This window comes from Bordetella genomosp. 11 (assembly GCF_002261215.1).
Classification (GTDB): domain Bacteria; phylum Pseudomonadota; class Gammaproteobacteria; order Burkholderiales; family Burkholderiaceae_B; genus Bordetella_C.
Window position 1 is genome coordinate 2,266,506 of sequence record NZ_NEVS01000004.1, and the last position, 23,682, is coordinate 2,290,187.

A 23,682-nucleotide genomic window follows, 5' to 3' on the forward strand; every position below is an offset into this window, starting at 1 on the left:
CGGCGGCCCGGCCCCCGCCGGACCGTCCACCGCCCTGCCCTTAACGGCAAAGCACCTGTGGCGTCCCCTACTTGCCGCCCTTGGCCGCCATGACTTCTTCGGCGATCTGGCGCGGTACTTCGGCGTAGTGCTTGAACTCCATGGTGTACGTCGCCCGGCCCTGGGTCAGCGAACGCAGCGTGGTGGAGTAGCCGAACATCTCGGACAGGGGCACCTCGGCGCGCACCAGCTTGCCGCCGCCGCCCGCGATGTCGTCCATGCCCTGCACCATGCCGCGCCGCGACGACAGGTCGCCCATGACATTGCCCATGAAGTCCTCGGGGGTTTCCACCTCCACGTGCATCATGGGCTCCAGCAGCACCGGCTTGGCGCGCCGCATGGCTTCCTTGAAGGCCATGGAGCCCGCCATGCGGAAGGCGTTTTCGTTGGAGTCCACGTCATGGTACGAACCGAAGGTCAGCGTGACTTTCACGTCGACGACCGGATAACCGGCCAGGATGCCTGACCGCAGGGTGTCCTGAATACCCTTGTCGACAGCAGGGATGTATTCGCGCGGAATGACGCCGCCCTTGATGGCGTCGACGAATTCATAGCCCTTGCCCGGCTCGTTCGGCGCCAGCGTGATGACGGCATGGCCGTACTGGCCGCGCCCCCCGGATTGCTTGACGAACTTGCCTTCGACGTCCGTGGCGGTGGCGCGCACCGTTTCGCGGTACGCGACCTGCGGCTTGCCTACCGTGGCTTCCACGCCGAATTCGCGCTTCATCCGGTCGATCAGGATCTCCAGGTGCAGTTCGCCCATGCCGGAGATGATCGTCTGGCCGGATTCCTCGTCGGTATGGACGCGGAACGACGGGTCTTCCTGCGCCAGCCGGTTCAGTGCCACGCCCATTTTCTCCTGGTCGGCCTGGGTCTTGGGCTCCACGGCCTGCGAAATCACCGGCTCGGGGAAGATCATTTTTTCCAAGACGATGGCCTGCCCCGGGTCGCACAGCGTGTCGCCGGTGGTGACGTCTTTCAGGCCGACCGCGGCGGCGATATCGCCGGCACGGACTTCCTTGATTTCCTTGCGCTCGTTGGCGTGCATCTGCAGCAGCCGGCCCAGGCGCTCCTTTTTGCCCTTGCTGGAAACCAGCACGGTATCGCCGGAATTGACCACGCCCGAATACACCCGGAAGAACACCAGCTGGCCGACGAAGGGATCGGTCATGATCTTGAAGGCCAGCGCCGAGAATTTCTCGTCGTCGGCGGGATGGCGCTCGATTTCCTTGTCGCTTTCGTCGTGGCCCTTGATGGCGGGCACGTCCACCGGCGACGGCAGGTAGTCGATGACGGCATCCAGCATGGCCTGCACGCCCTTGTTCTTGAAGGCGCTGCCACACAGCATCGGCACGATTTCGTTGGCGATGGTGCGCGAGCGCAAGCCCTGCTTGATCTCCGCTTCGGTCAGGGTTTCGCCACCCAGGTATTTATCGAGCAGGGTTTCGTTGGCCTCGGCGGCCGCCTCGACCATCTTGTCGTGCCATTCCTGCGCCTGTTCGCGCAGTTCGGCCGGGATCTCGGCGTACTGGAATTTGACACCCTGGCTTTCGTCGTCCCAGATGATGGCCTGCATCTTCACCAGGTCGATGACGCCCTGGAAGTGGTCTTCCGCGCCAACCGGAATCTGGATGGGCACGGCCACGCCCTTCAGGCGTTCGCCGATCTGGCGCTGCACGCGGAAGAAATCCGCGCCGATGCGGTCCATCTTGTTGACGAACGCGATGCGGGGCACCTTGTATTTGTTGGCCTGGCGCCAGACGGTCTCGGACTGCGGCTGCACGCCGCCCACGGAGTCGTACACCATGCAGGCGCCGTCCAGCACGCGCATGGAACGCTCGACCTCGATGGTGAAGTCCACGTGGCCCGGGGTGTCGATAATGTTGATGCGGTGCTCGGGGTAGTTGCCCGCCATGCCGCGCCAGAAGGCCGTGGTAGCGGCCGACGTAATCGTGATGCCGCGTTCCTGCTCCTGCTCCATCCAGTCCATGGTGGCGGCGCCATCGTGCACCTCGCCGATTTTGTGATTCACCCCGGTATAGAAAAGAATGCGCTCGGTGGTCGTCGTTTTCCCAGCGTCGATATGCGCGCTGATACCGATGTTGCGGTAATTCTCGATAGGGGTCTTGCGAGGCACGATTTTCTCCAAGGATGGTGCCGTCCGGCGATACGCGCCGCACGGGCTTCCGCGACAGCGCGACAACGCGACGCGCGGGGAACTCCGACCAGTATCTTCGCCTTGCACTAAGGAAAGCGCAAGGACGGAGAGGCCCAGTAAATTGGGGCTACGGCGCTCGTTTTCAAGATTGCGTCCCTGTTTTCATGCATGGATCGGAGCCGGGCCGGCCGACCCGCGCGGCCCGGCCGGCCATGGGCGCGGGCGCCGCCGGATTATCCATGGCGCGCATGCAAGTAGAATGACGCCGTCCCGGCCCACGACACCGGGCCCGTTTTTCCCAGCCATGTCCAATACCCACGATATACGTCCCGGCCAGTCCATCGAACTGCTGAAGGAGCTGCACATCCTGACGCGCGACGGCAAGATGAACCAGGACAGCCGCCGCAAGCTCAAGCAGGTCTATCACCTGTTCCAGTTCATCGAGCCCCTGCTCAAGAGCCTGAAGGAAGACGGCCGCGATATCTCGCTGGTCGACCACGGCGCGGGCAAGTCATACCTGGGCTTCATCCTGTACGACCTGTTCTTCAAGGACCTGGGCGACCGTTCCCATATCTATGGCATCGAAACGCGCGAACAGCTGGTGCTGCATACGCGCGAACTGGCGCAGCGGCTGGGCTTTGCGCGGGGTATGTCTTTCCTGAACCTGTCGGTGGCGCAGGCCACCGAATCCGTGGAATTGCCGCCGACGGTCGACATCGTGACCGCCCTGCATGCCTGCGATACGGCGACGGACGACGCGATCCGCTTCGCGCTGCGCAAGCAGGCGCGCTACATCGTCGTGGTGCCTTGCTGCCAGGCGGAAGTCGCGGCGGCGCTCCGGCGCAACAAGCAGCAGGCGATGGGCGACCCCTTATCGGAAATCTGGCGCCACCCCTTGCACACCCGTGAGTTCGGCAGCCAGGTCACCAACGTCCTGCGTTGCCTGCAGCTGGAAGCGCACGGATATCAGGTCAGCGTGACGGAATTGGTCGGCTGGGAGCACTCGATGAAGAATGAGCTGATCATCGCGCAATACAAGAACGCACCGCAACGGCGCGCGGCCGAACGGCTAAACGCCATGCTCGATCGCATCGGGCTGCAGGAACTGAAGACGCGCTTCTTTGCCCCAGAGGCTTAACGCGTACCGGGGCGCCGCCGTCCAGCCGCCCTGTCCGCAGGCCCGCGCTATTCCCCGCGTAACACCTTGCGCCAGCCCTCCCATCCCAGGCGGCGCAGGGTTTCCTGATTGCGCCGATAGATATTATCGGGATCGGGATACGCGTCCACCGCCCTGGCCACGCTGGCCTCGCGCAGCAGGTGCAGGATGGGATAGGGCGCGCGGTTGGTGCAGTTTTCGATGTCGCCAGGTTCGGCATCGGCGAACTGGTAGTCGGGATGGAAGCTGGCGATCTGCAGGACGCCGCGCAGGCGCAGGCGCTTGAGCAGCCGGTCGCCCCTACCAAGGAAGTCGTTATAGTCGCCGAAATCCCGCAAGGCATGCGGCAGGATGATCAGCGTCGTATCGATGGCGTCCGGATCGCTGTCGGCCAGGAATTGCAGCTCACGTTCGAGCTCGGCCGCAACGCCCTCTTCGTCCGTCGCCGCGCTGGCCACATACCGGATCTGGCCCTTCACGTGCACGGCCTTGGCGAAAGGACACAGGTTCAAGCCGATGACCGCGCGGGTCAGCCACGCTTGGGTGGCCGCGATGGCGTCATGCGCCTGGGGTTCCGTATCGGTCATGCCTGGCTACTGCCGCAGAGAGATTGGCGGATGGCGATGGAGGTGCGGAAACGGGCGCGACGTCGACAGGACCGCGCGCCCTTCTGCCTGCTCAGGCGGCCGGCATCGCCGCGATGGTCTGCGCCACTGCCGCGGTCAGCTTCTTGCCATAAGGCACGTGCAGGAATTCGTTGGGGCCGTGCGCGTTCGATTTCGGGCCCAGTACCCCGCAGACCATGAATTGCGCGCGGGGAAAGCCCTGCTGCAAGGTATTCATCAGCGGAATGGTCCCGCCCTGGCCGATATAGCCGCAGGGCGCGCCGTAGTATTGCCGGGAAGCGGCGTCCAGCGCGGCGGTCAGCCATGGCTGCGACGCGGGCGCGTTCCAGCCGGTGGCCTGCCCTTCGTTGGGCTTGAAAATCACCTTCGCGTTGTACGGGGCGTCATGCTCCAGCAGCGATTTCAGTTCCTGCGCGGCGGCGACCGCGTCGACCAGGGGCGGCAGGCGCAAGGACAGCTTGAAAGCGGTACGAGGCCGCAGGACATTGCCGGCACTGGACAGGGGCGGCAGGCCATCCGCACCCGTGACCGACAGCGTGGGCCGCCAGGTGCGGCTCAATAGGGCTTCTTCCGGATCGGTGGTCATCGGCAGCACGAAGCCGCCGTCGGCCCCGCAGCTCCAGGGGAACCGGCGCCAGACTTCGTCTCCCAGGATCTTGGCGGTCGCGTGCACCTGTTCGATGCGTTCGGCGGGAATTTCACAATGGAAGCTCTGCGGCAGCAGCCGCCCCGTCGCGCTGTCCTCCAGTCGATCCAGCAAGTGGCGCAGGATACGGAAGCTGGAAGGCACGACACCGCTGGAATCGCCCGAGTGCACACCTTCGTCCAGAACCTGGACCTCAAGCGTACCGGACACCATGCCGCGCAGGGACGTGGTCATCCATAGCTGGTCGTAATTGCCGGCGCCGGAATCCAGGCACACCACCAGCGCCACGTTGCCCAGGCGCGGACGAAGCGCGTCGACATAAGGCAGCAGATCGTAGCTGCCCGACTCTTCACAGGTTTCGACGATGCCGACGCAGCGCGGGCGCGGTACGCCCTGCTTGTCCAGCGCCAGGATGGCGGTCAGCGATGCATAGATCGCATAGCCGTCGTCGGCGCCGCCGCGGCCATAGAGCTTGCCGTCCTCGTATTTGGGCGTCCAGGGGCCCAGTCCGGCCCGCCAGCCGGAGAACTCCGGCTGCTTGTCCAGGTGGCCATACAGCAACACCGTATCGCCGTTGTCGGTGCGCGTCGCCGGCGCGTCGAAAAAGATCACCGGCGTACGCCCGGGCAGGCGCACGACTTCCAGAGTCAACCCGCGAACCTTCTGCGTCTCGACCCATTGCGCCGCGTCACGCACCACGCGCTCGATATAAGCGTTCGCCTCCCAATCGGCATCGAAGGCCGGACTCTTGGCCGGAATGGCGATGTAGTCCGTCAAGGCGGGCACGATGTCGCCGTCCCATTTCTGGTCGACGTAGGCTTGCAAGGCCCCGGGATCGAGGGGACCGGAATGCGCGGAATCGGGAACGCGGGCGTTCATGGGAGCTCCTTGGCTTATTTCATCCAGACACGGGCATTGCGGAACGCGCGCATCCAGGGACTGAAGGCGCCGCCGCTATCGCGCGCGCCCCATTTTTCCGGCGCCCAGGACATCATCACGTTGCGCGTGACGCGTTCGGGGTGCGGCATGATGGCGGTGAAGCGTCCGTCCGCGGTCGTCACCGACGTGATGCCGCCCGGACTGCCATTGGGATTGTAGGGATAGGCTTCGGTATGGCCGCCACGGTTGTCGATGTACCGCGCGGCGGCGATGACCCCGGCCGGGTCTCCCTGGCGCGCGAAGTTCGCATAACCTTCGCCATGCGCCACCGCCACCGGCACGCGGGTACCGGCCATGCCGGCGAAGAAGATCGACGGCGACTCGGCGATCTCGACCATGGCGAGGCGCGCCTCGTACTTTTCGGACAGGTTGCGCGTGAAGCGCGGCCACGCCTGCGCACCGGGAATCATGCTGGCCAGCGCGGCAAACATCTGGGCGCCATTGCATACGCCCAGGCCGAAGGTATCCTGCCGGCCGAAGAACGCAGAGAATTGGTCCGCCAGCTGGCTGTTGAAGCGTATGGTGCGGGCCCAGCCTTCGCCGGCGCCCAGCACGTCGCCGTAGCTGAAACCACCCACCGCGACCATCCCGTTCACGCCGCGCAGGTCCACACGGCCGGTCAGCAGGTCCGTCATATGGACATCGACCGCGTCGAACCCGGCGGTATCGAAGGCCCACGCCATCTCGACCTGGCTATTGCAACCCTGTTCGCGCAGGATGGCCACGCACGGACGCCGGCCCGTGGAGATATATGGGGCGGCGACATCTTCCTGCGGATCGAACGCGACCAAGGGTGAAAAGCCCGGATCTTCCTTGTCCTGCCAGACGTCGAATTCCGCCTGCGCGCAGGCGGGATTGTCGCGACGGGACATGATGCGATAGCTGGTTTCGCTCCAGGCACGACCGAGTTCGGCGCGCGGCTGAGCCCAGATCTTGCGGCCATCGCGGAAGAACTCGACTTCGTCGCTGTCGTTCAAGCCACCGATGACGTGAGCGAATTTGGACAGCCCCGCCCCGCGCAGCACCTGCATCACCGCATCGCGCTGCGCCGCCGGAACCTGGATCACCGCGCCCGCCTCTTCCGAAAACAAGGCTTTCAGGGTAAGTTCCTCGCGCTGTACCGCGACCTGTTCGGGCCGGATCTTGTAATCGCCCCAATCGGCCGAATTGGCGTCGAAGGTCAGCATGTCCAGGTTGACCGATACGCCGGTGTGGCCGGCGAATGCCATTTCGCACAGCGTCGCGAACAGGCCGCCATCGGAGCGGTCATGGTACGCCAGCAAAGTGCCGGCCTCGGCCAGCGTGCGAATGGTGATGAAAAAGGCCCGCAGGTCCTGCGGGACGTCGATGTCCGGGGTTTCGGTTCCGACCTGGTTATAGACCTGCGTCAGGATGGAGCCGCCCATGCGATGCAGGCCGCGCCCCAGGTCGATGAGGATCAACACCGTGTCGCCCGCGTCGGTGCGCAGGCGCGGCGTCAGGCTTTCCCGCGCGTCGGCCACCGGGGCGAACGCGGTGACGATCAGCGAGACCGGCGAGACGACCTGGCGCTGCTCGCCATCCTGCGACCAGGAGGTCCTCATGGACAGGGAATCCTTGCCAACCGGGATCGACAACCCGACCGTCTGGCACAGCTCGCTGACCGCCGACACCGTGTCGTACAAGGCGGCATCCTGCCCCGGCACGCCGCAGGCGGCCATCCAGTTGGCGGACAGCTTGATATGTTCCACCTGGCGCACATCCGCCGCCGCCAGGTTGGTCAAGGCTTCGGCCACGGCCATGCGGCCGGAGGCAGGGGCATTGATCATGGCGATGGGGGTCCGTTCGCCCATCGCCATGGCCTCGCCGCGGAAGCCCTCGTAATCGGAGAGGGTGACCGCGCAGTCGGCCACCGGTACCTGCCACGGGCCGACCATCTGGTCGCGCGCGGACAAGCCGCCCACATTGCGGTCGCCAATGGTGATCAGGAAGGTTTTATTGGCCACCGTGGGATGGCGCAGCACGCGATAGGCCGCTTCGGTCAGGTCGATACCGGCAAGATCGATGGGCTCGCCAACGCCGGGCAGGCGCTGGACATCGCGGGTCATGCGCGGCGGCTTGCCCAGGATGACATCGATCGGCACGTCCACCGGCCGCACCGGGCCGGCCGCCTCGCCTTGCGGATCCACGCCAGGCAAGCCTTCGCCCTGCACCACCCGCAGTTGCCGTTCTTCGGTGGCCACCCCGACGACGGCGTAGGGGCAGCGTTCGCGCCGCGCGATGTCGTCGAAACGGGCCAGGTCCTCCGGCATGACCGCCAGGACATAGCGCTCCTGGGATTCGTTGCTCCAGATCTCGGCAGGCGACATTCCGGATTCTTCCACCGGAACACGCTTCAGATCGAAGACGGCGCCACGGCCGGCGTCGTTCACCAGTTCCGGGAAGGCATTGGACAAGCCGCCCGCGCCGACGTCATGGATGGCCAGGATGGGGTTGCGGTCGCCCTGCTGCCAGCAGCGGTCGATGACTTCCTGCGCACGGCGCTCGATTTCCGGATTGCCGCGCTGGACGGAATCGAAATCCAGATCGGCGCTATTGCTGCCCACCCCCATGCTGGAAGCGGCGCCGCCGCCCATGCCGATGCGCAGGCCCGGACCGCCCAGCTGGATCAGCAAGGCGCCACCGGGAATTCTTTCCTTGTGCGTCAGGCCCGCATCGATGCTGCCCAGGCCGCCGGCGATCATAATGGGCTTGTGATACCCCCAGCGCGTGCCGCCGGCGCTTTGTTCGAAGGTACGGAAATAGCCCAGCAGGTTGGGCCGCCCGAATTCGTTGTTGAACGCGGCGCCGCCAAGCGGGCCGTCGATCATGATGGAGAGCGGGGACGCGATGCGGTCCGGCAAGCCATGATGGTCGGCCTCCCAGGGCTGCGGCGCGTCATCGAAACGCAGATGGGAAACGGTAAAGCCCGTCAGTCCGGCCTTGGGCTTGGAGCCGCGGCCCGTCGCGCCCTCGTCGCGGATTTCGCCCCCCGCGCCCGTCGATGCGCCCGGAAATGGGGCGATGGCGGTGGGATGGTTGTGGGTCTCGACCTTCATCAAGGTGTGGACGAGGGCTTCGCGGCGCTTGTATGTCAACGCATCGTCCGCCGTACCGGCGACGCCCGCATGGAAGCGCTGCGCCGTCCCCCCTTCCATGATGGCGGCGTTATCGGAATACGCCACCACGGTGCCGCCCGGCTGGGCGGCATGCGTGGCGCGGATCATGCCGAACAAGGTCTTGTCCTGCGGCTGACCGTCGATGACCCACTGGGCGTTGAAGATCTTGTGCCGGCAATGTTCGCTGTTGGCCTGTGCGAACATCATCAGCTCTACATCCGTCGGATCGCGTTCAAGCCGGGCGAAGGCCTCGGCAAGATAGTCGATTTCATCGCCGGAAAGCGCCAGCCCGAGCGTGGTGTTGGCCTGCTCCAGCGCGGTGCGGCCCTGCGCAAGCACCGGCACGGTGCGCATGGGACGCCCTTCCACCGGCGCGAACAAAGCCTGGCCGTCGAACTGGGCGTCCACCACGGTTTCGATCATCCGGTCGTGCAGGCAGTCGGCCGCGCGGGCCAGCATGGCGTCGTCGAAGGCCTTCGCCCCCAACAGGCCGCGTTCCGGCGTCAGCATATAGCGCACGCCCCGCTCAATGCGGCGGACACCGGCGAATCCGCAGTTGTGCGCGATATCGGTGGCCTTGCTGGCCCAGGGCGAAATCGTCCCCAGGCGGGGGATGACCCGCAGCACCAGGGCCTTGGCCGGCTCGGCCCCATCGTAGGGATCGCCGTAGTCGAGCAGTTCCGCCAGCCTTTGCTGGTCCGCCGGGGCGAGCGCCGTGTCGCACAGCACGAAATGCTCGTAGCGGGCCGCGATGTCCGCCACCGGCAAGCCGGCCTGTTTCAGTTGGGCGAGCAGGCGCTCGCGACGAAATGTGGACAGGACAGACGAACCGGGAAGGTACTGAACGATGGACACGATGGGCGCCGTAGAAGGAGGGGCAAAACCAGGATTTTACCCGTTACGGCCACCGCTTTCGCCGGATAGGACGGTTTTGTCTCGCGCCCTCAGGCGGCGTCCGGATATCGCACTTCCAGGATCTCCAGCGACTCCACGCCCCCAGGTGTGCGCAGCGTCACGGTATCGCCCTCGCGGGCCTTCAGCAAGGCCCTGGCCACCGGCGAAATCCAGCTGATCTTGCCGGCCAGCGGCTCGGCCTCGTCCACGCCGACGATGGTGACCTCGTGCTCGTCGCCCGCCTTGTCCATATAAAGGACCGTGGCGCCGAAGAACACCTGGTCGCGGTTGGGCTGCACGGCCGGGTCGACCACCTCGGCAATGTCCAGGCGCCGCGTCAGGAAACGCATGCGGCGGTCGATTTCACGCAGGCGCTTTTTGCCATACAGGTAATCGCCGTTTTCCGAACGATCGCCGTTCGAGGCCGCCCACGACACCACCTGCACGACCGACGGGCGCTCCACGTTCATCAAATGCACCAGCTCGTCGCGCAGGCGGGCATAACCCTGCGGCGTGATGTAGTTTCGCGTGCCGGGCGGCAGGGCCTGGGCATGCGGGATGTCGTCGTCTTCGTCCTGTTCGGACTCTTTCACAAAGGCTTTATTCATGGCGGACTCGGATGCCTGGTCGCAAAACGGTATGCGCGGTGTACCGATATGGCGTACGGCGATTGCGATGGAGCGCCTGGCTGGGACGCCGGTGTATCAAACCCAGTCGTGCCAGACTGGCTTCAGGTCGGCCGGCAGGGGCGGCAGGCGCCCCAGGTCGACCCGGCTTTCGTGCGGACTGTGGAAGTCCGACCCACGCGACGCCAGCAATGCTCGCTCCCGGGCGACCTCGGCATACCGCCGGCATTCGTCGGCGGTATGGCTGCCGGTGGTGACCTCGATGCCCTCGCCGCCCAGTGCCTGGAATTCGTCGAAAAACGCGGCAAACTGCAGCGGCGTGTACTTGTAGCGGCCGGGATGGGCGACGACCGCGCGTCCGCCCGCGTCGTGGATCCAGCCGATCGCCTCGGAAAGGGTTGCCCACTGGATGGCCACCTGGCCCGGGCAGTCATCGCCCAGGTATTTGTTGAAGACCGTCTGGACATCGGGGCAAAAGCCGGCTTCCACCAGGTAGCGCGCGAAGTGCGTGCGGCTGATCAGCTCCGGATTGCCGGCGAACGGCAGGGCCCCCTCGAAGGCGCCGGGCATGCCCATCGCCGCCAGTTTTTCGCCTATCCTGCGCGCGCGGTCCGCGCGGCCGGCCCGGGTACGGCGCAAGCCTTCGCGCAAGCCTTGATGTTCCGGGTCGAATCCCAGGCCGACGATATGGACCGTCTGGCTGGCCCAGGTGACGGATATCTCCACGCCGGTAATGAACCGCATGCCGATCTCCCGCGCCGCGGCCGCCGCCTCGGCCTGGCCGCCGACCTCATCGTGATCGGTCAGCGCCCAGACGTCCACGCCGTTGCCGTGCGCGCGCAGCGCTACATCGCGAGGCGACAGGACGCCGTCCGAGACGGTGGAATGGCAGTGCAGATCGACGTTGTAAGCAGGAGTGGGATGCATGGGGCTATTGTAGGCGCCCGGCGCGGGCCACTCCAGGGAATCAGCCCGGTTCGCGCAGAAAAACGGCCAGCAGGTCGATCTGGGCGTCGTCCATCAGGGTCGGCGCATGCCCGACCCCGGATACCTCGATTGCGCGGGCGCGGGGATTACGCCGCACCATCTCGGCCGCGGTTTCGGCGCTGAGCAGATCCGATTGCTGCCCCCGCATGACCAGGATGGGGCAGTCGATGGCCTCGTAGGAATGCCAGAGCAACTGTTCGCCGGCCGCCATGGCGGCGTCGTTCTGTGCCGCGAAAGGCATGGCCAGGCCCAGGTCGTAATGCTTGATCCAGCGGTTGCCTCGCTGCAGGAATACGTGGCGCGCCAGCTCGCGCCACTGCTCATCCGTGTGGCTGCCGAAGGATGCCGACACCTGCCGAAGGTAAGCCACCGCATCGTCGAAGGAGGCAAATTCCTGCTCTTCCCCCACGTATTGCCCGATTCGCGCCAGGGCATCGGCGGCCAGTCGGGGGCCGACGTCGTTCAATACCATCTTGTCCACGCGCAAGCCGGCCTTGCCCAGTCGGTTGCCGCTGGCGCCTTGGCGTGCCTCGCGCATCCGCGTGGAAACGGCGGCCGAGCCTGCCAGCACCATGCCGATCAGCCCGCCCATCGATGTGCCGACCCAATGCAGCGTCCCGGGGCGCAGGCGCGCGATCAGCGTCACCATGTCGGCCACGTATTGGGGCACGGTATAAAAGGTGGGGTTGAGCAGCCAATCGGAGGCGCCCCGCCCCACGACGTCCGGGCACACCACACGGTAGTCGCCGGACAAGCGGCGCGCCAGGGTGTCGAAGTCGCGCCCGGTACGCGTCAAGCCATGCACGCACAGCAATACCCTATCGTTGGCAGGGTCGCCCCATTCCCAGTACGCCATGCGATGCATGCCCGCCGGACTGGCGCAGGTGACGAAATCGAGACGCGGATCTTGCATGGGCGCTCCAGAGGGAAGCCGGGCCAGGCCGCCGGCCACGACTATGTTATCCCAGGACCTGGCGGCCTCTTCACCCAAGGCGCGCGTGCCGGCCTGGCGCCATCCCGACCCGGATCTACATTGCCGCGTGCCAATAGCGACCCGCCGCCTCGCGTTGCCCATGCACCGCCAGGCCCTGCTCACGGGAAGCCGCGATGACGGCGCCATGACGATCCGTGCGCCAGAAAGTCGCCCCGGCGCGGCGCCAGCGACGCTCGACCGATGGCGCCGGATGGCGGAAGCGGTTCAGGTAGCCCACCTGCGCGATAACGTGATCCGGCTGCGACGCCTCGACCAGCGCAACGCCGGACGAAGTGCTCGAACCGTGATGGGGGGCCATCAGCACATGGATGCGGGGCACGGTATAGGCAAACCGACGCTCCTGCGCTGTACCGACATCCCCGGGAAGCAGCGCGGCATGGTGCCGTCCCTGCACCAGCAGCACGCAGCCCCCGGCGTTGGAGCCCTTGCCGGATCGCCGGCGTGTCGCGCCGCGCGCCGGCGGCCCTGGAACCGCGGCCGTGGACGCTGGCGGCCCGCCGCTTTTCCCGCCCTCTGCCTTGCCGAATGGATGCAAGAACGAAAAGCGCACACCATCGGCCTCCCATGCCTGGCCTGCTTCGCAAAAACGGCGGTCCGCGGGCATGGGGGCTTCCGCGGCCGTCCCGCGCACACGCGCCTCGCGGCGCAGGCGCGCGCCCAGATCGAACGACGTATAAACCTCGCGTACCGGCACCGCGCGCAGCAGGGAATCCAGGCCGCCGGCATGATCCTGGTCCCCATGGGAAACCACCAGCGTATCGACGCGATCGATCCCGCGCGCGCGCAAGTAGGGCAACACGACCCGTTGCGCGCCGTCGGTACCGTTGCGATGCAGCGGGCCGGCGTCGAAAACCAGCGTGCGCCGTGCCGTTTCGATCACGATCGCCCCACCCTGCCCCACATCCAGCGCGGTCAGGCGCCATTCGCCTTCGGCTGGACGCGCGGGCCGCCAGCAAAGGGCGGGCACAAGCAGCAGCCAGGCCCAGCGGCGCGAGGCCATGCCTGGGGGCAGCAAAGCCCATGCGATCCCCCATATGGCCAGCGCGAGCAGTACGGCGGGCGGCGCCGCGACATCCAGCACCGCCCATTCGTGACCCGCCAGCCACGCTATCCACCGCATCGCCATGTCGAACACCCAGTGCGCGGCGTGGCCGGCCCAGGCTGCGACGCCCTCCGCGCCGGGCATCGCGCACAAGGCGGCGCACAACAGCGCCAGCGGCGTCACCAGCAAGCTCACGGCCGGAATGGCGACCGCGTTGGCCAACGGCGAAGCCAATGCGACCTGCTGCGTCAGGAAGGCCAACACGGGAGTCAGGCTGAGCGTCACCACGCATTGCAGGCGGCCGGCCAGCACCCCGCCGCGCAACCACCCACGCCAGCGCGATGCCCCGGTGCTCGACGCGTCCTCAACCCTCGCAGCCGATGGGGCCTGGGCAGCCTGCCCCCAGGCCAGCACGGCAGCGACGGCACCGAAAGAGAGCCAGAAGCCCGGTGCAATAGGCGCCCAGGGATCGAGCGCGACCACCGCGCACGCGGCCGACAGCAGCATCGCGTCCCACGACAGCGGCAGCCGCAACAGCGCGGAGGCCCCCGCTACCGCCAGCATGAAAAACGTGCGTCGCGCCGGGATGCCCCACCCGGCCAGCAGGCAATACAGCCACGCCACCATCAGCGCCGCCGCGATTCCCGCCAGTTGCGATGGCCATCTGTCCGCCAGGTACGCGCCGCGCCACCGCAGCCGGCGCCAGTACCAACCCACGCTACCGCCCGCCAGTCCCGCCACCAAAGTCACATGCAGGCCGCTGATCGACACCAGGTGCGTGATGCCCGTCGCATTGAACACCCGCCAATCCTCGCGCGAGACGCCGGCCTGATCGCCCAATGCCAACGCGACGACGACGGGCCCATAGCGTGCATCTTCCAGAACGGCCCGCATCCGTTCGCGCAATACATGCCGGGCGCGATGCACCGCGACCATGCCGACCTGCCAGCCATCGTCCGATAGCAATCGCGGGGTGCCCCGCACGGTAGCCGTGGCGCGCACATTGCGCTGGAACATTCGCGCCTCGCCATCGGCCGCGTGGGGATTGAGCGCGGCGTGCGGACGCTTCATGATCAAAGCCGCGCGCCACTGCTGGCCGGGTATGACGGATTGCTGTTCCGCGGTAGCCCCGCGCATGGGCAATGGCCACGAAACCCGTATATGCCCCGGCATGGCCGCAGAGCCCGCGTCCAGGACACGCGCGTCGAACCGGACCGCGTCGGCCGATAGTTCGGCCAGCGAAACCACCCTGAACGCTACCCGGACGACCTGGTTTTCGTGGTCCGCGGCGAGTGCATCGTCAAGACGCGCACGTCCACGCTCGACCGCATACAAGGCGCCGCCGCCAGCCGCGCAGGCACACAGCAGGACCGCACCGACGCAGCGCCGTGCAGGCGGATTCCCGCCGGACGTCGCGGCCGCGACACGATATCGAAACCAGGCAAGCATCGCGATCGCCACCGCCAGCGGCAATGTGGCGTGCGGCGGAGGCAGGGCCGGCAATGTCTGCACTCCCGCCACCGCGGCGATGAAGGCCAGCATGGCCAGACGGCCTTCCATCCGCATCTCCCGCAACTGCACGGCAAGATGCTACCCGGCGCCGCGGCGCGGAATGGGATGGGCGGGACCAAAACAGCACCATGCCGCCATCCCGTAACACGGATCCGCGCCCTCCTTCGCACCAATACAGACGGCCCCGCTTGCGCGGGGCCGGGTACTGCACGAGAGGACCTTACAGCATCCCCGCCTCTCATCGGGGAACCACACGGACAGCAATCCGCATGGCCAGGACTTCCTGGTCAGGCACGCTGGGGCGCCTGACCCGAAAGCAGATGTTGGGTCGACCGAAGCGGCGGGCCGAAATTCACAGGCGCCACCGGTTCACGACCCGGGCGCCTCAGGCGCCTTGGAAGGGCTGGTTATCGATGTCGCCGAAGGCGATATCCGTGGCGCTACTACGGTGATCCACGCCGGCGGCGACTTGCGCGCGGGTCACGCCGCTGTCTTGCTGGGCGACGAAAGGCGCGTTGTCGGGGTCGCTGTTGCCGGTCAGGCCGGCGGCGCGGGCTTGCGCCAGGTCAGCCAGCACCTGGCTGCGGCTCGCGCTGGCCTGGTCCTGTCCGTAGGTGCCCTGGAAGGGCTGGTTGTCCGAGTCGCCGCGCGGGGTCTGGGCCTGAGCGGCACCGATGGCGGCAAACGAGAGAATCAACGCGGTAGCAATAGTCTTGATCTTCATGGCAGTACTCCTGGTCCTGGATAGTTTGGAAAGGGCCGGATACCGCGCTCTACCGATGGGCCGAGGTTCGCGGTAACCGTTGCTGTTTCCCCCATGAGCTGCATTCTGCGCCGCCAACACATAGGTATAAACCCGGATACGCGAAAATCATCTTTCCAAATACCGCAGCAATTCAATGTTGAATGGCTGCATTACGACCGGATTCCTTTTCTTCACACCATGAAGAAGATCAGCCGACAACCGGCACCAGGCGGGGCAACACCCGCAAGGCGGTGGCGGCGGTCCCGGCAGCCACCGCCGCCGCATTCGTGCCGCGCAATTCCGCCAAGGCCTGCGCCACCCCCGCGACCTGCCCGGGGGTATTGCGCCTGTCCGGCTCATGCAGCCATGCGGGCGGAATATCCGGCGCATCGGTTTCCAGCACCAGATGCTCCAGCCCCAGGTGCTGGGCGTGGCGCCTGATCTGCAAGGCACGAGGAAAGGTCATGGCCCCGCCGATGCCCAGCGCGAAGCCCTGGTCGATGAACCCCTGCGCCTGCTGCTCGCTGCCGTTGAACGCATGCGCGATCCCGCCGCGCAGGTTGGGATGTCGGCGCAGATGCTTGAGTACGATGTCCTGCGAACGACGGACGTGCAGCAACACCGGCAACCCGAACTCCACGGCCAGGTCGAGCTGCGCCGCGTAGAAACGCTCCTGCTTGTCGCGCGGGTCTCCGCTAGCGATGTCCTTGACGAAGAAATCCAGGCCGATTTCGCCGATGGCCACGAAGCGCGGATCGTCCATCGCCGCCTCGACGGCATGCCGCAGGAAGGCAAGATCGTCATCCCAGGCGGCGCCCACGTACAAGGGATGGATGCCCAGCGCATAGGCGCCTCCCGGCATCGCATGCGCCAGATCGCGCACGGTCTGGAAGTTGGCGCGCCCGATCGCGGGGATCACCACGGCACGCACGCCGGCCTCGGCGGCCTGGGCGATTACCTGGTTACGATCGTGGTCGAATTCCTGGGCGTCGAGATGGCAGTGGGTATCGATCAGCATGGGCGCTCCTGCGAACCGCTGCCACTACACCAGACGGCCCTGCTCCATGGCGAGTTGCCTATCGGCGCGTCCGGCCAGTTCGCGGTCGTGCGTGACGATAGCAAAGGCCGTACCCGATTCCTTGTTTACCCGCGTCAGCAATTCGAACATGCTATGGGCGGTGTTGCGATCGAGATTGCCCGTGGGTTCGTCGGCCAGTACGCATACCGGGCGCGTCACCAGCGCGCGCGCCAGTGCTACCCGCTGGCGTTCGCCGCCGGATAATTGGCTGGGGAAATGCTGCGCCCGCGCCGCCAGGCCGACCTGTTCGAGCACCGCCTGCGCCTCTTTGCGCGCGCTTTGCCTGTCGAGTCGCCGCACGATCAGCGGCATGGCCACGTTGTCCAGGGCGGAGAATTCGGCCAGCAGGTGATGAAACTGGTACACGAAGCCCAGGCTGCGATTGCGCAGCGTACTCTTGGCGCTTTCCGCCAGTCCGGTGGCATTCACGCCGTCCACGGTGACCGAGCCGTGCGTGGGCACATCGAGCAGCCCCAGAATGTGCAGCAGCGTGCTCTTGCCCGATCCCGACGCCCCGACGATGGCCAGCATTTCGCCGCGCCGGATCGAAACGCTGACGTCGCGCAGCACATCGATGCGCGCGGGGCCCTCGTCGTATACCTTGGTAAGGTTCTCCGCATGCAGCGCGTACTCAGTCATGTCGCAACACCTGGGCCGGTTGCAGGCGCGAAGCGCGCCAGCTGGGATACAGCGTGGCCAGCAGCGACAGCACCAGGGACGTCAGGCCGACCGTCACGATGTCGGACATCTCGGGATCCGAAGGCAGTTCGCTGATGAAATAGATCTGGCGCGGCAGGAAATGGATGCCGAGCAGGTGTTCGATGAACGGCACGATGGTCTCGATGTTGTAGGCGATCAGCATGCCGCCCAGGACCCCCAGCAGGGTCCCCACGATGCCTATCAGCGCCCCCTGCACCAGGAAGATGCGCGCGACCTCGCCGGGGTTGGCCCCCAGCGTGCGCAGGATGGCGATATCCGATTGCTTGTCCTTCACCGCCATGACCAGCGACGACAACAGATTGAAGGCGGCGACGGCGACGATCAGCGCGAGGATCAGGAACATCATGCGCTTCTCCGTCTGCACGGCCGCGAACCACGTGCGGTTGTTGCGCGTCCAGTCGCTGGCCATGATATACGGCGGCAATTCCTTGGAGAGCTGCGCCGCCACCTGCGGCGCCCGTTGCATATCCTCGATACGCAGCCGCACGCCGGCGGTGCCGCTGTCGCGGAACACCTTGGCGGCATCCTCGTCGTCGATGAAGGCCAGCGACGAATCGTATTCGTAATGTCCGGAGGAAAACACCCCGACCACGGTGAACTGGCGCATGCGGGGCGCGAAGCCGGCGGGGCTGATGGAGGCCTGCGGCGCGAGCAGCAACACGGTGTCGCCGACCTGTACCCCCAACTGCGATGCCAGGTCGCGCCCCAGAACCACGCCGAACGAGCCCGGCTTCAGGTCGTCGAGCTTGCCTTCCACCATCTGCCGCGGGATATCCGATACATGACCCTCGGTCTGCGGGTCGATGCCCCGCACCTGGACGCCACGCAGGGCCTCTCCCCGCACCAGCATGCCTTGGGCAGCCACGAAGGGCGCGGCCGCGCGCACTTCCTTGTTGCGCTCGGCCGCCTTCGCCAGCGCCTGCCATTGCGCCAGGATGTGGTCCGGGTTGCCACCCGGCACGTACAGCTCGATGTGAGGCAGCACCGACAACATGCGATCGCGCACATCCTTCTGGAAGCCGTTCATCACCGAAAGCACGATGATGAGCGCGGCCACGCCCAGGGCGATGCCGGCCATCGAGCTGGCGGCGATGAAGGAGATGAACCTGTCGCGACGGCCGCGACGCCGGCGGATACGGGCCATGCCCGCGTAGCGAGCGCCTATCCAGAGTTCGTAAGGTATTTTCAGCACCCGCGCATTATGGCATTAACGGCCGGCGGCGATGCGGACGCCGGAGGACGGTACCCATGCCCGGCATCCACGCCGATATGCGCCCGGTCCGCCCCGCCGCACTACAATCCCCGCCATGCATATTGTCCTTCCCGGCGCGCTGCCTCCCAGCGCGCCCATCGCCGCGGAGCTGGCCAAGCGGCTGCCCACGGCGGCTCCCACCCTGCACACCTGGATGCGCCAGGGTACGGGCCGTCAGTCGCCCTTCGACCCGCACACCCACGGCTGTACGCCATTCGAGGCCTGGCAGCTGGAGCAAGCGGGCTTCCGGCCCGCTCCCGGCCAGCCCATCGGCGCCGGCCTGGGCCCCCTGCGCGCGGGCGTCGACGCGCCGGCCGAAGGGCGCGTCTGGATTGCCGACTTGGCCCACATCGCCCTGGGCACCGACCGCGCCAGCCTGGTGCCGGCCGAAGCGCTGGATCTGGACAGCGCCGAAGGCGCCGCGCTGTTCGAGACGGCGCGCCCGCTGTTCGACGACACGCCTTTCGACGTCGCGCCATTGCAGCCCTTTCGCTGGCGTATCGGCGTGCCCGGCGACATGCCGCTGCCCAGTGCCAGCCCCGCGGTGGTGACGGGACAGCCGTTGAGCGCCTGGTGGACCCAGGATCCGGCGGCCCGCCCCTGGCGCCGCCTGGTCAACGAAATACAAATGGCGTGGTACGAGCACCCCGTCAACGTCCAGCGTGCCGGCCGTGGGCTATTGCCGGCGAACGGCCTGTGGCTGTACGGCGGCGCGGCGCCATGGGCCAGGCCCGCCGCCGTGCCGTCCCCGCCCCGCATCGCCGACGACCTGCTTTCCGCCTTCCAGGCGGAGGACTGGGGTGCCTGGCTGCAGGCGCTGGAACGCCTGGACGCGGAGGTCCTGAAGCCGCACGCCGACGTCCGCGGCGGCGCATCCACCCCCGTGACGCTGACCCTGCTGGGCCGCGACCGGCGCGCGACGCTCACCTTGCAGCCGCGCGGCGCACTTCTGCGCTGGTTGCCCACACGCGAACAATCCTGGAGGGCCTGGTGGTCTCCCCCCGTCTGACCGTACGCAACGGCGATCCCGCCGCCTGCCGGGCGCTGGAAGCCGCCGGCATCCATCCCTTGCTGGCACGCCTGTGGGCCGCCCGCGGCGTCATCCATCCGGACCAGACCCGCCTGGCCTGGCCCGCAATGCTGCCCCCGGCCCACCTGACCCGCGCCGATCACGCCGCCGCCATCCTGGCGGACGCCATCGAGCGGCGGCTGCGCCTGCTTATCGTCGCCGACTATGACTGCGACGGCGCCACCGCCTGCGCCGTGGGGCTGCGCGCGCTGCGGGCCATGGGCGCCGTGGTCGACTTCCTGGTGCCCAACCGCTTCGAAACCGGCTACGGCCTGTCGCCGGCGGTGGTCGATCTGGCCTGCCGCCATCCGGCGGGCAAGCCGGATCTGATCGTCACGGTGGACAACGGCATTGCAAGCGTGGATGGCGTGGCCAGTGCCAACGCCGCCGGGATCGGCGTCCTGATCACCGACCACCATCTGCCCGGCGACCGGCTTCCGGATGCCCTGGCCATCGTCAACCCCAACCAGCCGGGATGCGGTTTCCCATCCAAGAACCTGGCGGGGGTCGGCGTCATCTTCTATCTAATGCTGGCCCTGCGCGCCGAACTGCGGCGGCGCGGCGTCTATCCGCCCGACGGCGGGCCGCGTCTTGACGCGCTGTCCGATCTGGTCGCCCTGGGCACCGTCGCGGACGTCGTCAAGCTCGATGCCAACAATCGCCTGCTGGTCACGCAAGGCCTGCAACGCATCCGCAGCGGGCGTATGCAGGCCGGCCTGCGCGCGCTGTACGCGGTGGCCGCGCGAGAGCCCCGCACCGCAAGCGCCTTCGACCTGGGCTTCGCGCTGGGCCCGCGCATCAACGCGGCCGGCCGCCTTTCGGACATGAGCCTGGGCATCGCCTGCCTGACCACCGACGACGAGGCGCGCGCGCTGGAAATCGCCCGCGAGCTGGACGCCATCAACCGCGATCGCCGCAGCATCGAAGCCGCCATGCGCGAACAGGCCATGGCCGCGATGCAGGAGCCGGAAGCAGCCACGGGCGCTACCGTCTGCGTCTACGACGATACGTGGCACCAGGGCGTAGTCGGCCTGGTCGCGTCGCGCCTGAAGGATCAGTTCTGGCGCCCCACCCTGGCGTTCGCGCCCGCGGGCGACGACGAGCTGCGGGGATCCGGACGGTCCATCCCGGACGTCCACTTGCGCGACGCGCTGGACCTGGTATCCAAGCGCGATCCGACGCTGATCCGCAAATTCGGCGGCCACGCCATGGCCGCGGGCCTGACCGTCGGCCGCACCGACTTTCCGCGCTTCGCGCCGGCCTTCGAGGCCGCCGTGCGCGAACTCACCGGCCGCGACAACTTCGAACCGGTCCTGGAAACCGACGGCTCGCTCGAATCCGGCTATGCCAACGCCGACGTCGCCGGATTGCTGCAACAACAGGTCTGGGGATCGGGTTTCGCCGCCCCGCTGTTCCTCGATACCTTCCAGATCCGTGCCCAACGCCTGCTCGGCGACAAGCATCTGAAGTTGACGCTGGAACGTGGCTATCAACGCTTCGACGCTATCTGGTTCGGCCAGACGCGCCTGCTGCCGGACACGGTGGACGTCGCCTACCGCCTGGAGCAGAATCTCTGGAACGGCCGCGTTTCGGTGCAATTGGTGGTCGAACACGCCGCGTAAGACCGGGACGTCGCACGCCGCCAGGACAACACCCGCGCTGACCGGCCATGGCCGCGCAATCGCTCTGACCTCGCGAGCAACGCTCCCCCGCCGGACGCCCTCATGCCGAAAACCAGTGCAGGAATCCTGATGTATCGCCGGTCCGGGCCCGATCTGTCCGTCCTGCTGGTGCATCCCGGCGGACCTTTCTGGGCCAGCCGGGACACCGGCGCATGGACGATACCCAAGGGAGAGCTCGACCCAGGCGAGGAACCCCTCTCGGCGGCGCTGCGCGAATTCACGGAAGAACTTGGCAGCCACCCCGGCGGAGACCCCTGGCTGCTCGGCGAAATCCGCCAGCGCGCCGGCAAGCGTGTCATCGCCTATGCCCTGGAAGGCGATTTCGACGTGGCGACGCTAAGCAGCAATAGATTCGAAATGGAATGGCCGCCCCGCAGCGGACGGATGCAGGCCTTTCCGGAAGTGGACCGGGCCGCCTGGATGTCCCTGGACCAGGCCGCCGCCAAAATCATTCCAAGCCAGCAGCCCCTGCTGGACCAGCTCGCGCGGCTGACCCGCCCGTAGCGCCTCCGTGCGCGGATGCGCCGCGTCTCGCAACCAGGCGCGGCCCCTCGTTGTTTATCCGCCGCAGTTGGGACGGGGCGCCACCCGCACTTCCCCATCGCCCCGCTTTGGTTTATATATTGGAAATGTTTTATTTCACTAAGAAACATACGCGATGATAGTCGGTATCGATCTGGGCACCACCCACAGCCTGGTCGCCTGCTGGAAGGACGGCGCGCCGCATCTCATTCCGAACGCCCTGGGCAGCGTCCTCACGCCATCCTGCATCAGCCTGGACCAGGACGGAACCGTCCTGGTCGGCCGCGCGGCACGCGAGCGCCTGCAAAGCCATCCCGACCGCAGCATCGCCGTGTTCAAGCGGCATATGGGCGGCAATAAGGAGTTCAGGCTGGGCTCCCGCTCCTTCCGGCCGGAGGAACTGTCCGCCCTGGTGCTGCGCGCCTTGAAAGCAGACGCGGAAGCCGCGATGGGCCAGGCGGTGACGGAAGCCGTGATATCGGTGCCCGCGTACTTTTCCGATGGGCAGCGCAAGGCGACCCGCACGGCGGCACAGCTCGCCGGCCTGCATGTGGAACGCCTCGTCAACGAGCCTACCGCGGCCGCGCTGGCCTATGGGCTGCATCAACGGGGCAGCGAATCGCGATTCCTCGTGTTCGATCTGGGCGGTGGCACCTTCGATGTCTCCATCCTCGAATTGTTTGAGGGTGTCATGGAGGTCCGTGCCACCGCCGGCGACAATTTTCTCGGAGGCGAGGACTTCTCCAACGAAATCGTCCATTGGTTCCTGCAAGCCAGCGGCCTGCCCGACAAGGCCCGGCGCGACGGGCATTTCATGCAGCATCTGGCGGCACGGGCAGAGGCGCTCAAATGCACGTTAAGCACCGAGCCGCAAGCCGAACTCGCCGTGCATTGGCAAGGACGGGACTACACGGCCACGCTTTCCGAGGACCACTATCGACGCCTTTGCGAACCGCTGCTGGCCCGGCTGCGCCTGCCGCTGGAACGCGCCCTGCGCGATGCGGGCTTGCGCGCGGGTGACGTGCAGGAAGTGGTCCTTGCCGGAGGCGCGACCCGCGCTCCCATGATCCGCAATCTGGTGACGCGCATGTTCGGCCGTTTCCCATCCGCGCACTTCAATCCGGACGAAGTTGTCGCCATGGGAGCGGCCGTCATGGCCGGCATGAAGGCACGCGATGAGAGCCTGCGCGAAGTCGTCATGACCGATGTTTGCCCGTACTCCCTGGGCGTGGAGGCCAATCGGGACTTGCCCAGCGGCGAGAAGGCCCACGGGCAGTTCATTCCGATCATTGAACGCAATACCGTCGTGCCGGTCAGCCGGGTGCATGGTTTCGCGCCGGAACGGGATGGCCAGCAGGTCCTGGAACTGCGGATTTTCCAGGGCGAGTCGCGGCTGGCCCGGGACAATATCGAAATCGGCAAGTTGTCCGTGCCGCTCGAAGGAGGCCCGCGCGGGGATGGCGCGGTCGAAGTCCGCTTTACCTATGACGTAAACGGTCTGTTGGAAGTCGAAGTGACTCGTCTGAAGACGCAGCAGGTCTACCGTCTGGTGATCCGCAACAACGATACCGACCTGACCGAACAGCAAATCGAAGCGCGTTTCCAGGCCCTGGCCGAATTGAAAGTACATCCGCGCGACAAACTGGAGAACCGCACCCTGATTGCGGAAGCGGAACGCATCCATGAGTTCCTGCGCGGCGCCAGCCGCGAGCGCATGGCCGCCGAAATCGGCGAGTTCGAGGCGGTGCTCGCACACCAGCACGAACGCTCGATCGTGTCCGCGCGCGAACGCCTGCGGGACGCCATCGAATACTTCGAGCGCGCCGGGGTCTTCGAGGGCGGCACCGAACCGTCTTGA

The 23,682-nt window shown here is 66.7% G+C and carries 17 protein-coding genes; 5 read left to right on the top strand and 12 right to left on the bottom strand.

The annotated features are described in order from the left end of the window. Positions 1-67: 67 nt before the first annotated feature. Positions 68-2,176, bottom strand: a complete 2,109-nt coding sequence (gene fusA, locus CAL28_RS17810; protein ID WP_094842610.1) for an elongation factor G — start codon at positions 2,174-2,176, stop codon at positions 68-70. Between the two features lie 325 nt (positions 2,177-2,501). On the opposite strand from fusA, the gene CAL28_RS17815 reads away from it, so the two are divergent. Continuing rightward, the gene (locus tag CAL28_RS17815; protein ID WP_094842611.1) at positions 2,502-3,335 is read left to right on the top strand and encodes a class I SAM-dependent methyltransferase; all 834 of its coding nucleotides are present in this window, start codon (positions 2,502-2,504) and stop codon (positions 3,333-3,335) included. Positions 3,336-3,382: 47 nt separating this feature from the next. On the opposite strand, the gene CAL28_RS17820 is transcribed toward CAL28_RS17815, so the two are convergent. The 11 genes from CAL28_RS17820 to CAL28_RS17870 all read right to left on the bottom strand — a co-directional run bounded on the left by CAL28_RS17820 (position 3,383) and on the right by CAL28_RS17870 (position 18,443). Beyond that, positions 3,383-3,940: a DUF1415 domain-containing protein gene (locus tag CAL28_RS17820; protein ID WP_094842612.1), complete on the bottom strand. Its 558-nt coding sequence runs from the start codon at positions 3,938-3,940 to the stop codon at positions 3,383-3,385. A 91-nt stretch (positions 3,941-4,031) separates the two neighbouring features. After that, a complete protein-coding gene (locus tag CAL28_RS17825) occupies positions 4,032-5,504 on the bottom strand; it encodes a M20 family metallopeptidase (RefSeq protein WP_094842613.1) in 1,473 nt (490 codons plus the stop codon). A gap of 14 nt (positions 5,505-5,518) precedes the next feature. After that, entirely contained in the window at positions 5,519-9,556 is a 4,038-nt protein-coding gene (gene purL / locus CAL28_RS17830) for a phosphoribosylformylglycinamidine synthase (RefSeq protein WP_094842614.1), read from the bottom strand. 89 nt (positions 9,557-9,645) lie between these two features. After that, positions 9,646-10,203: a transcription elongation factor GreB gene (greB, locus tag CAL28_RS17835; protein ID WP_094842615.1), complete on the bottom strand. Its 558-nt coding sequence runs from the start codon at positions 10,201-10,203 to the stop codon at positions 9,646-9,648. Between the two features lie 96 nt (positions 10,204-10,299). Beyond that, complete coding sequence (locus CAL28_RS17840; protein ID WP_094842616.1) at positions 10,300-11,148, bottom strand: 3',5'-nucleoside bisphosphate phosphatase; 849 nt, start codon at positions 11,146-11,148, stop codon at positions 10,300-10,302. Positions 11,149-11,188: 40 nt separating this feature from the next. Further along, on the bottom strand, positions 11,189-12,121 hold the full coding sequence (locus CAL28_RS17845) for an alpha/beta fold hydrolase (protein ID WP_094842617.1): 933 nt from the start codon (positions 12,119-12,121) through the stop codon (positions 11,189-11,191). A gap of 115 nt (positions 12,122-12,236) precedes the next feature. Next, entirely contained in the window at positions 12,237-14,804 is a 2,568-nt protein-coding gene (locus tag CAL28_RS17850) for a DNA internalization-related competence protein ComEC/Rec2 (RefSeq protein ID WP_254926160.1), read from the bottom strand. Positions 14,805-15,141: 337 nt separating this feature from the next. Beyond that, positions 15,142-15,480 (bottom strand): DUF4148 domain-containing protein, encoded by a 339-nt coding sequence (locus CAL28_RS17855; protein WP_094842619.1) that lies wholly within the window; start codon positions 15,478-15,480, stop codon positions 15,142-15,144. Between the two features lie 229 nt (positions 15,481-15,709). Beyond that, a complete protein-coding gene (locus tag CAL28_RS17860; RefSeq protein ID WP_094842620.1) occupies positions 15,710-16,519 on the bottom strand; it encodes a TatD family hydrolase in 810 nt (269 codons plus the stop codon). Between the two features lie 24 nt (positions 16,520-16,543). Continuing rightward, complete coding sequence (lolD, locus tag CAL28_RS17865) at positions 16,544-17,218, bottom strand: lipoprotein-releasing ABC transporter ATP-binding protein LolD (RefSeq protein WP_094842621.1); 675 nt, start codon at positions 17,216-17,218, stop codon at positions 16,544-16,546. Next, a complete protein-coding gene (locus CAL28_RS17870) occupies positions 17,211-18,443 on the bottom strand; it encodes a lipoprotein-releasing ABC transporter permease subunit (RefSeq protein ID WP_254926161.1) in 1,233 nt (410 codons plus the stop codon). Before CAL28_RS17870 ends, lolD begins: the two co-directional genes overlap by 8 nt. A gap of 163 nt (positions 18,444-18,606) precedes the next feature. Here CAL28_RS17870 and CAL28_RS17875 point away from each other — a divergent pair, with 163 nt between their 5' ends. The 4 genes from CAL28_RS17875 to CAL28_RS17890 all read left to right on the top strand — a co-directional run bounded on the left by CAL28_RS17875 (position 18,607) and on the right by CAL28_RS17890 (position 23,682). After that, complete coding sequence (locus CAL28_RS17875) at positions 18,607-19,560, top strand: hypothetical protein (RefSeq protein ID WP_094842623.1); 954 nt, start codon at positions 18,607-18,609, stop codon at positions 19,558-19,560. Next, positions 19,542-21,242 carry a single-stranded-DNA-specific exonuclease RecJ gene (recJ, locus tag CAL28_RS17880; RefSeq protein WP_094842624.1) on the top strand — a complete coding sequence of 567 codons (1,701 nt, stop codon included), beginning with the start codon at positions 19,542-19,544 and terminating at the stop codon, positions 21,240-21,242. The genes CAL28_RS17875 and recJ overlap by 19 nt, the downstream gene beginning before the upstream one ends. Before the next feature lie 102 nt (positions 21,243-21,344). Then, positions 21,345-21,806: an NUDIX domain-containing protein gene (locus tag CAL28_RS17885; RefSeq protein ID WP_094842625.1), complete on the top strand. Its 462-nt coding sequence runs from the start codon at positions 21,345-21,347 to the stop codon at positions 21,804-21,806. A gap of 154 nt (positions 21,807-21,960) precedes the next feature. Further along, complete coding sequence (locus tag CAL28_RS17890; protein WP_094842626.1) at positions 21,961-23,682, top strand: Hsp70 family protein; 1,722 nt, start codon at positions 21,961-21,963, stop codon at positions 23,680-23,682.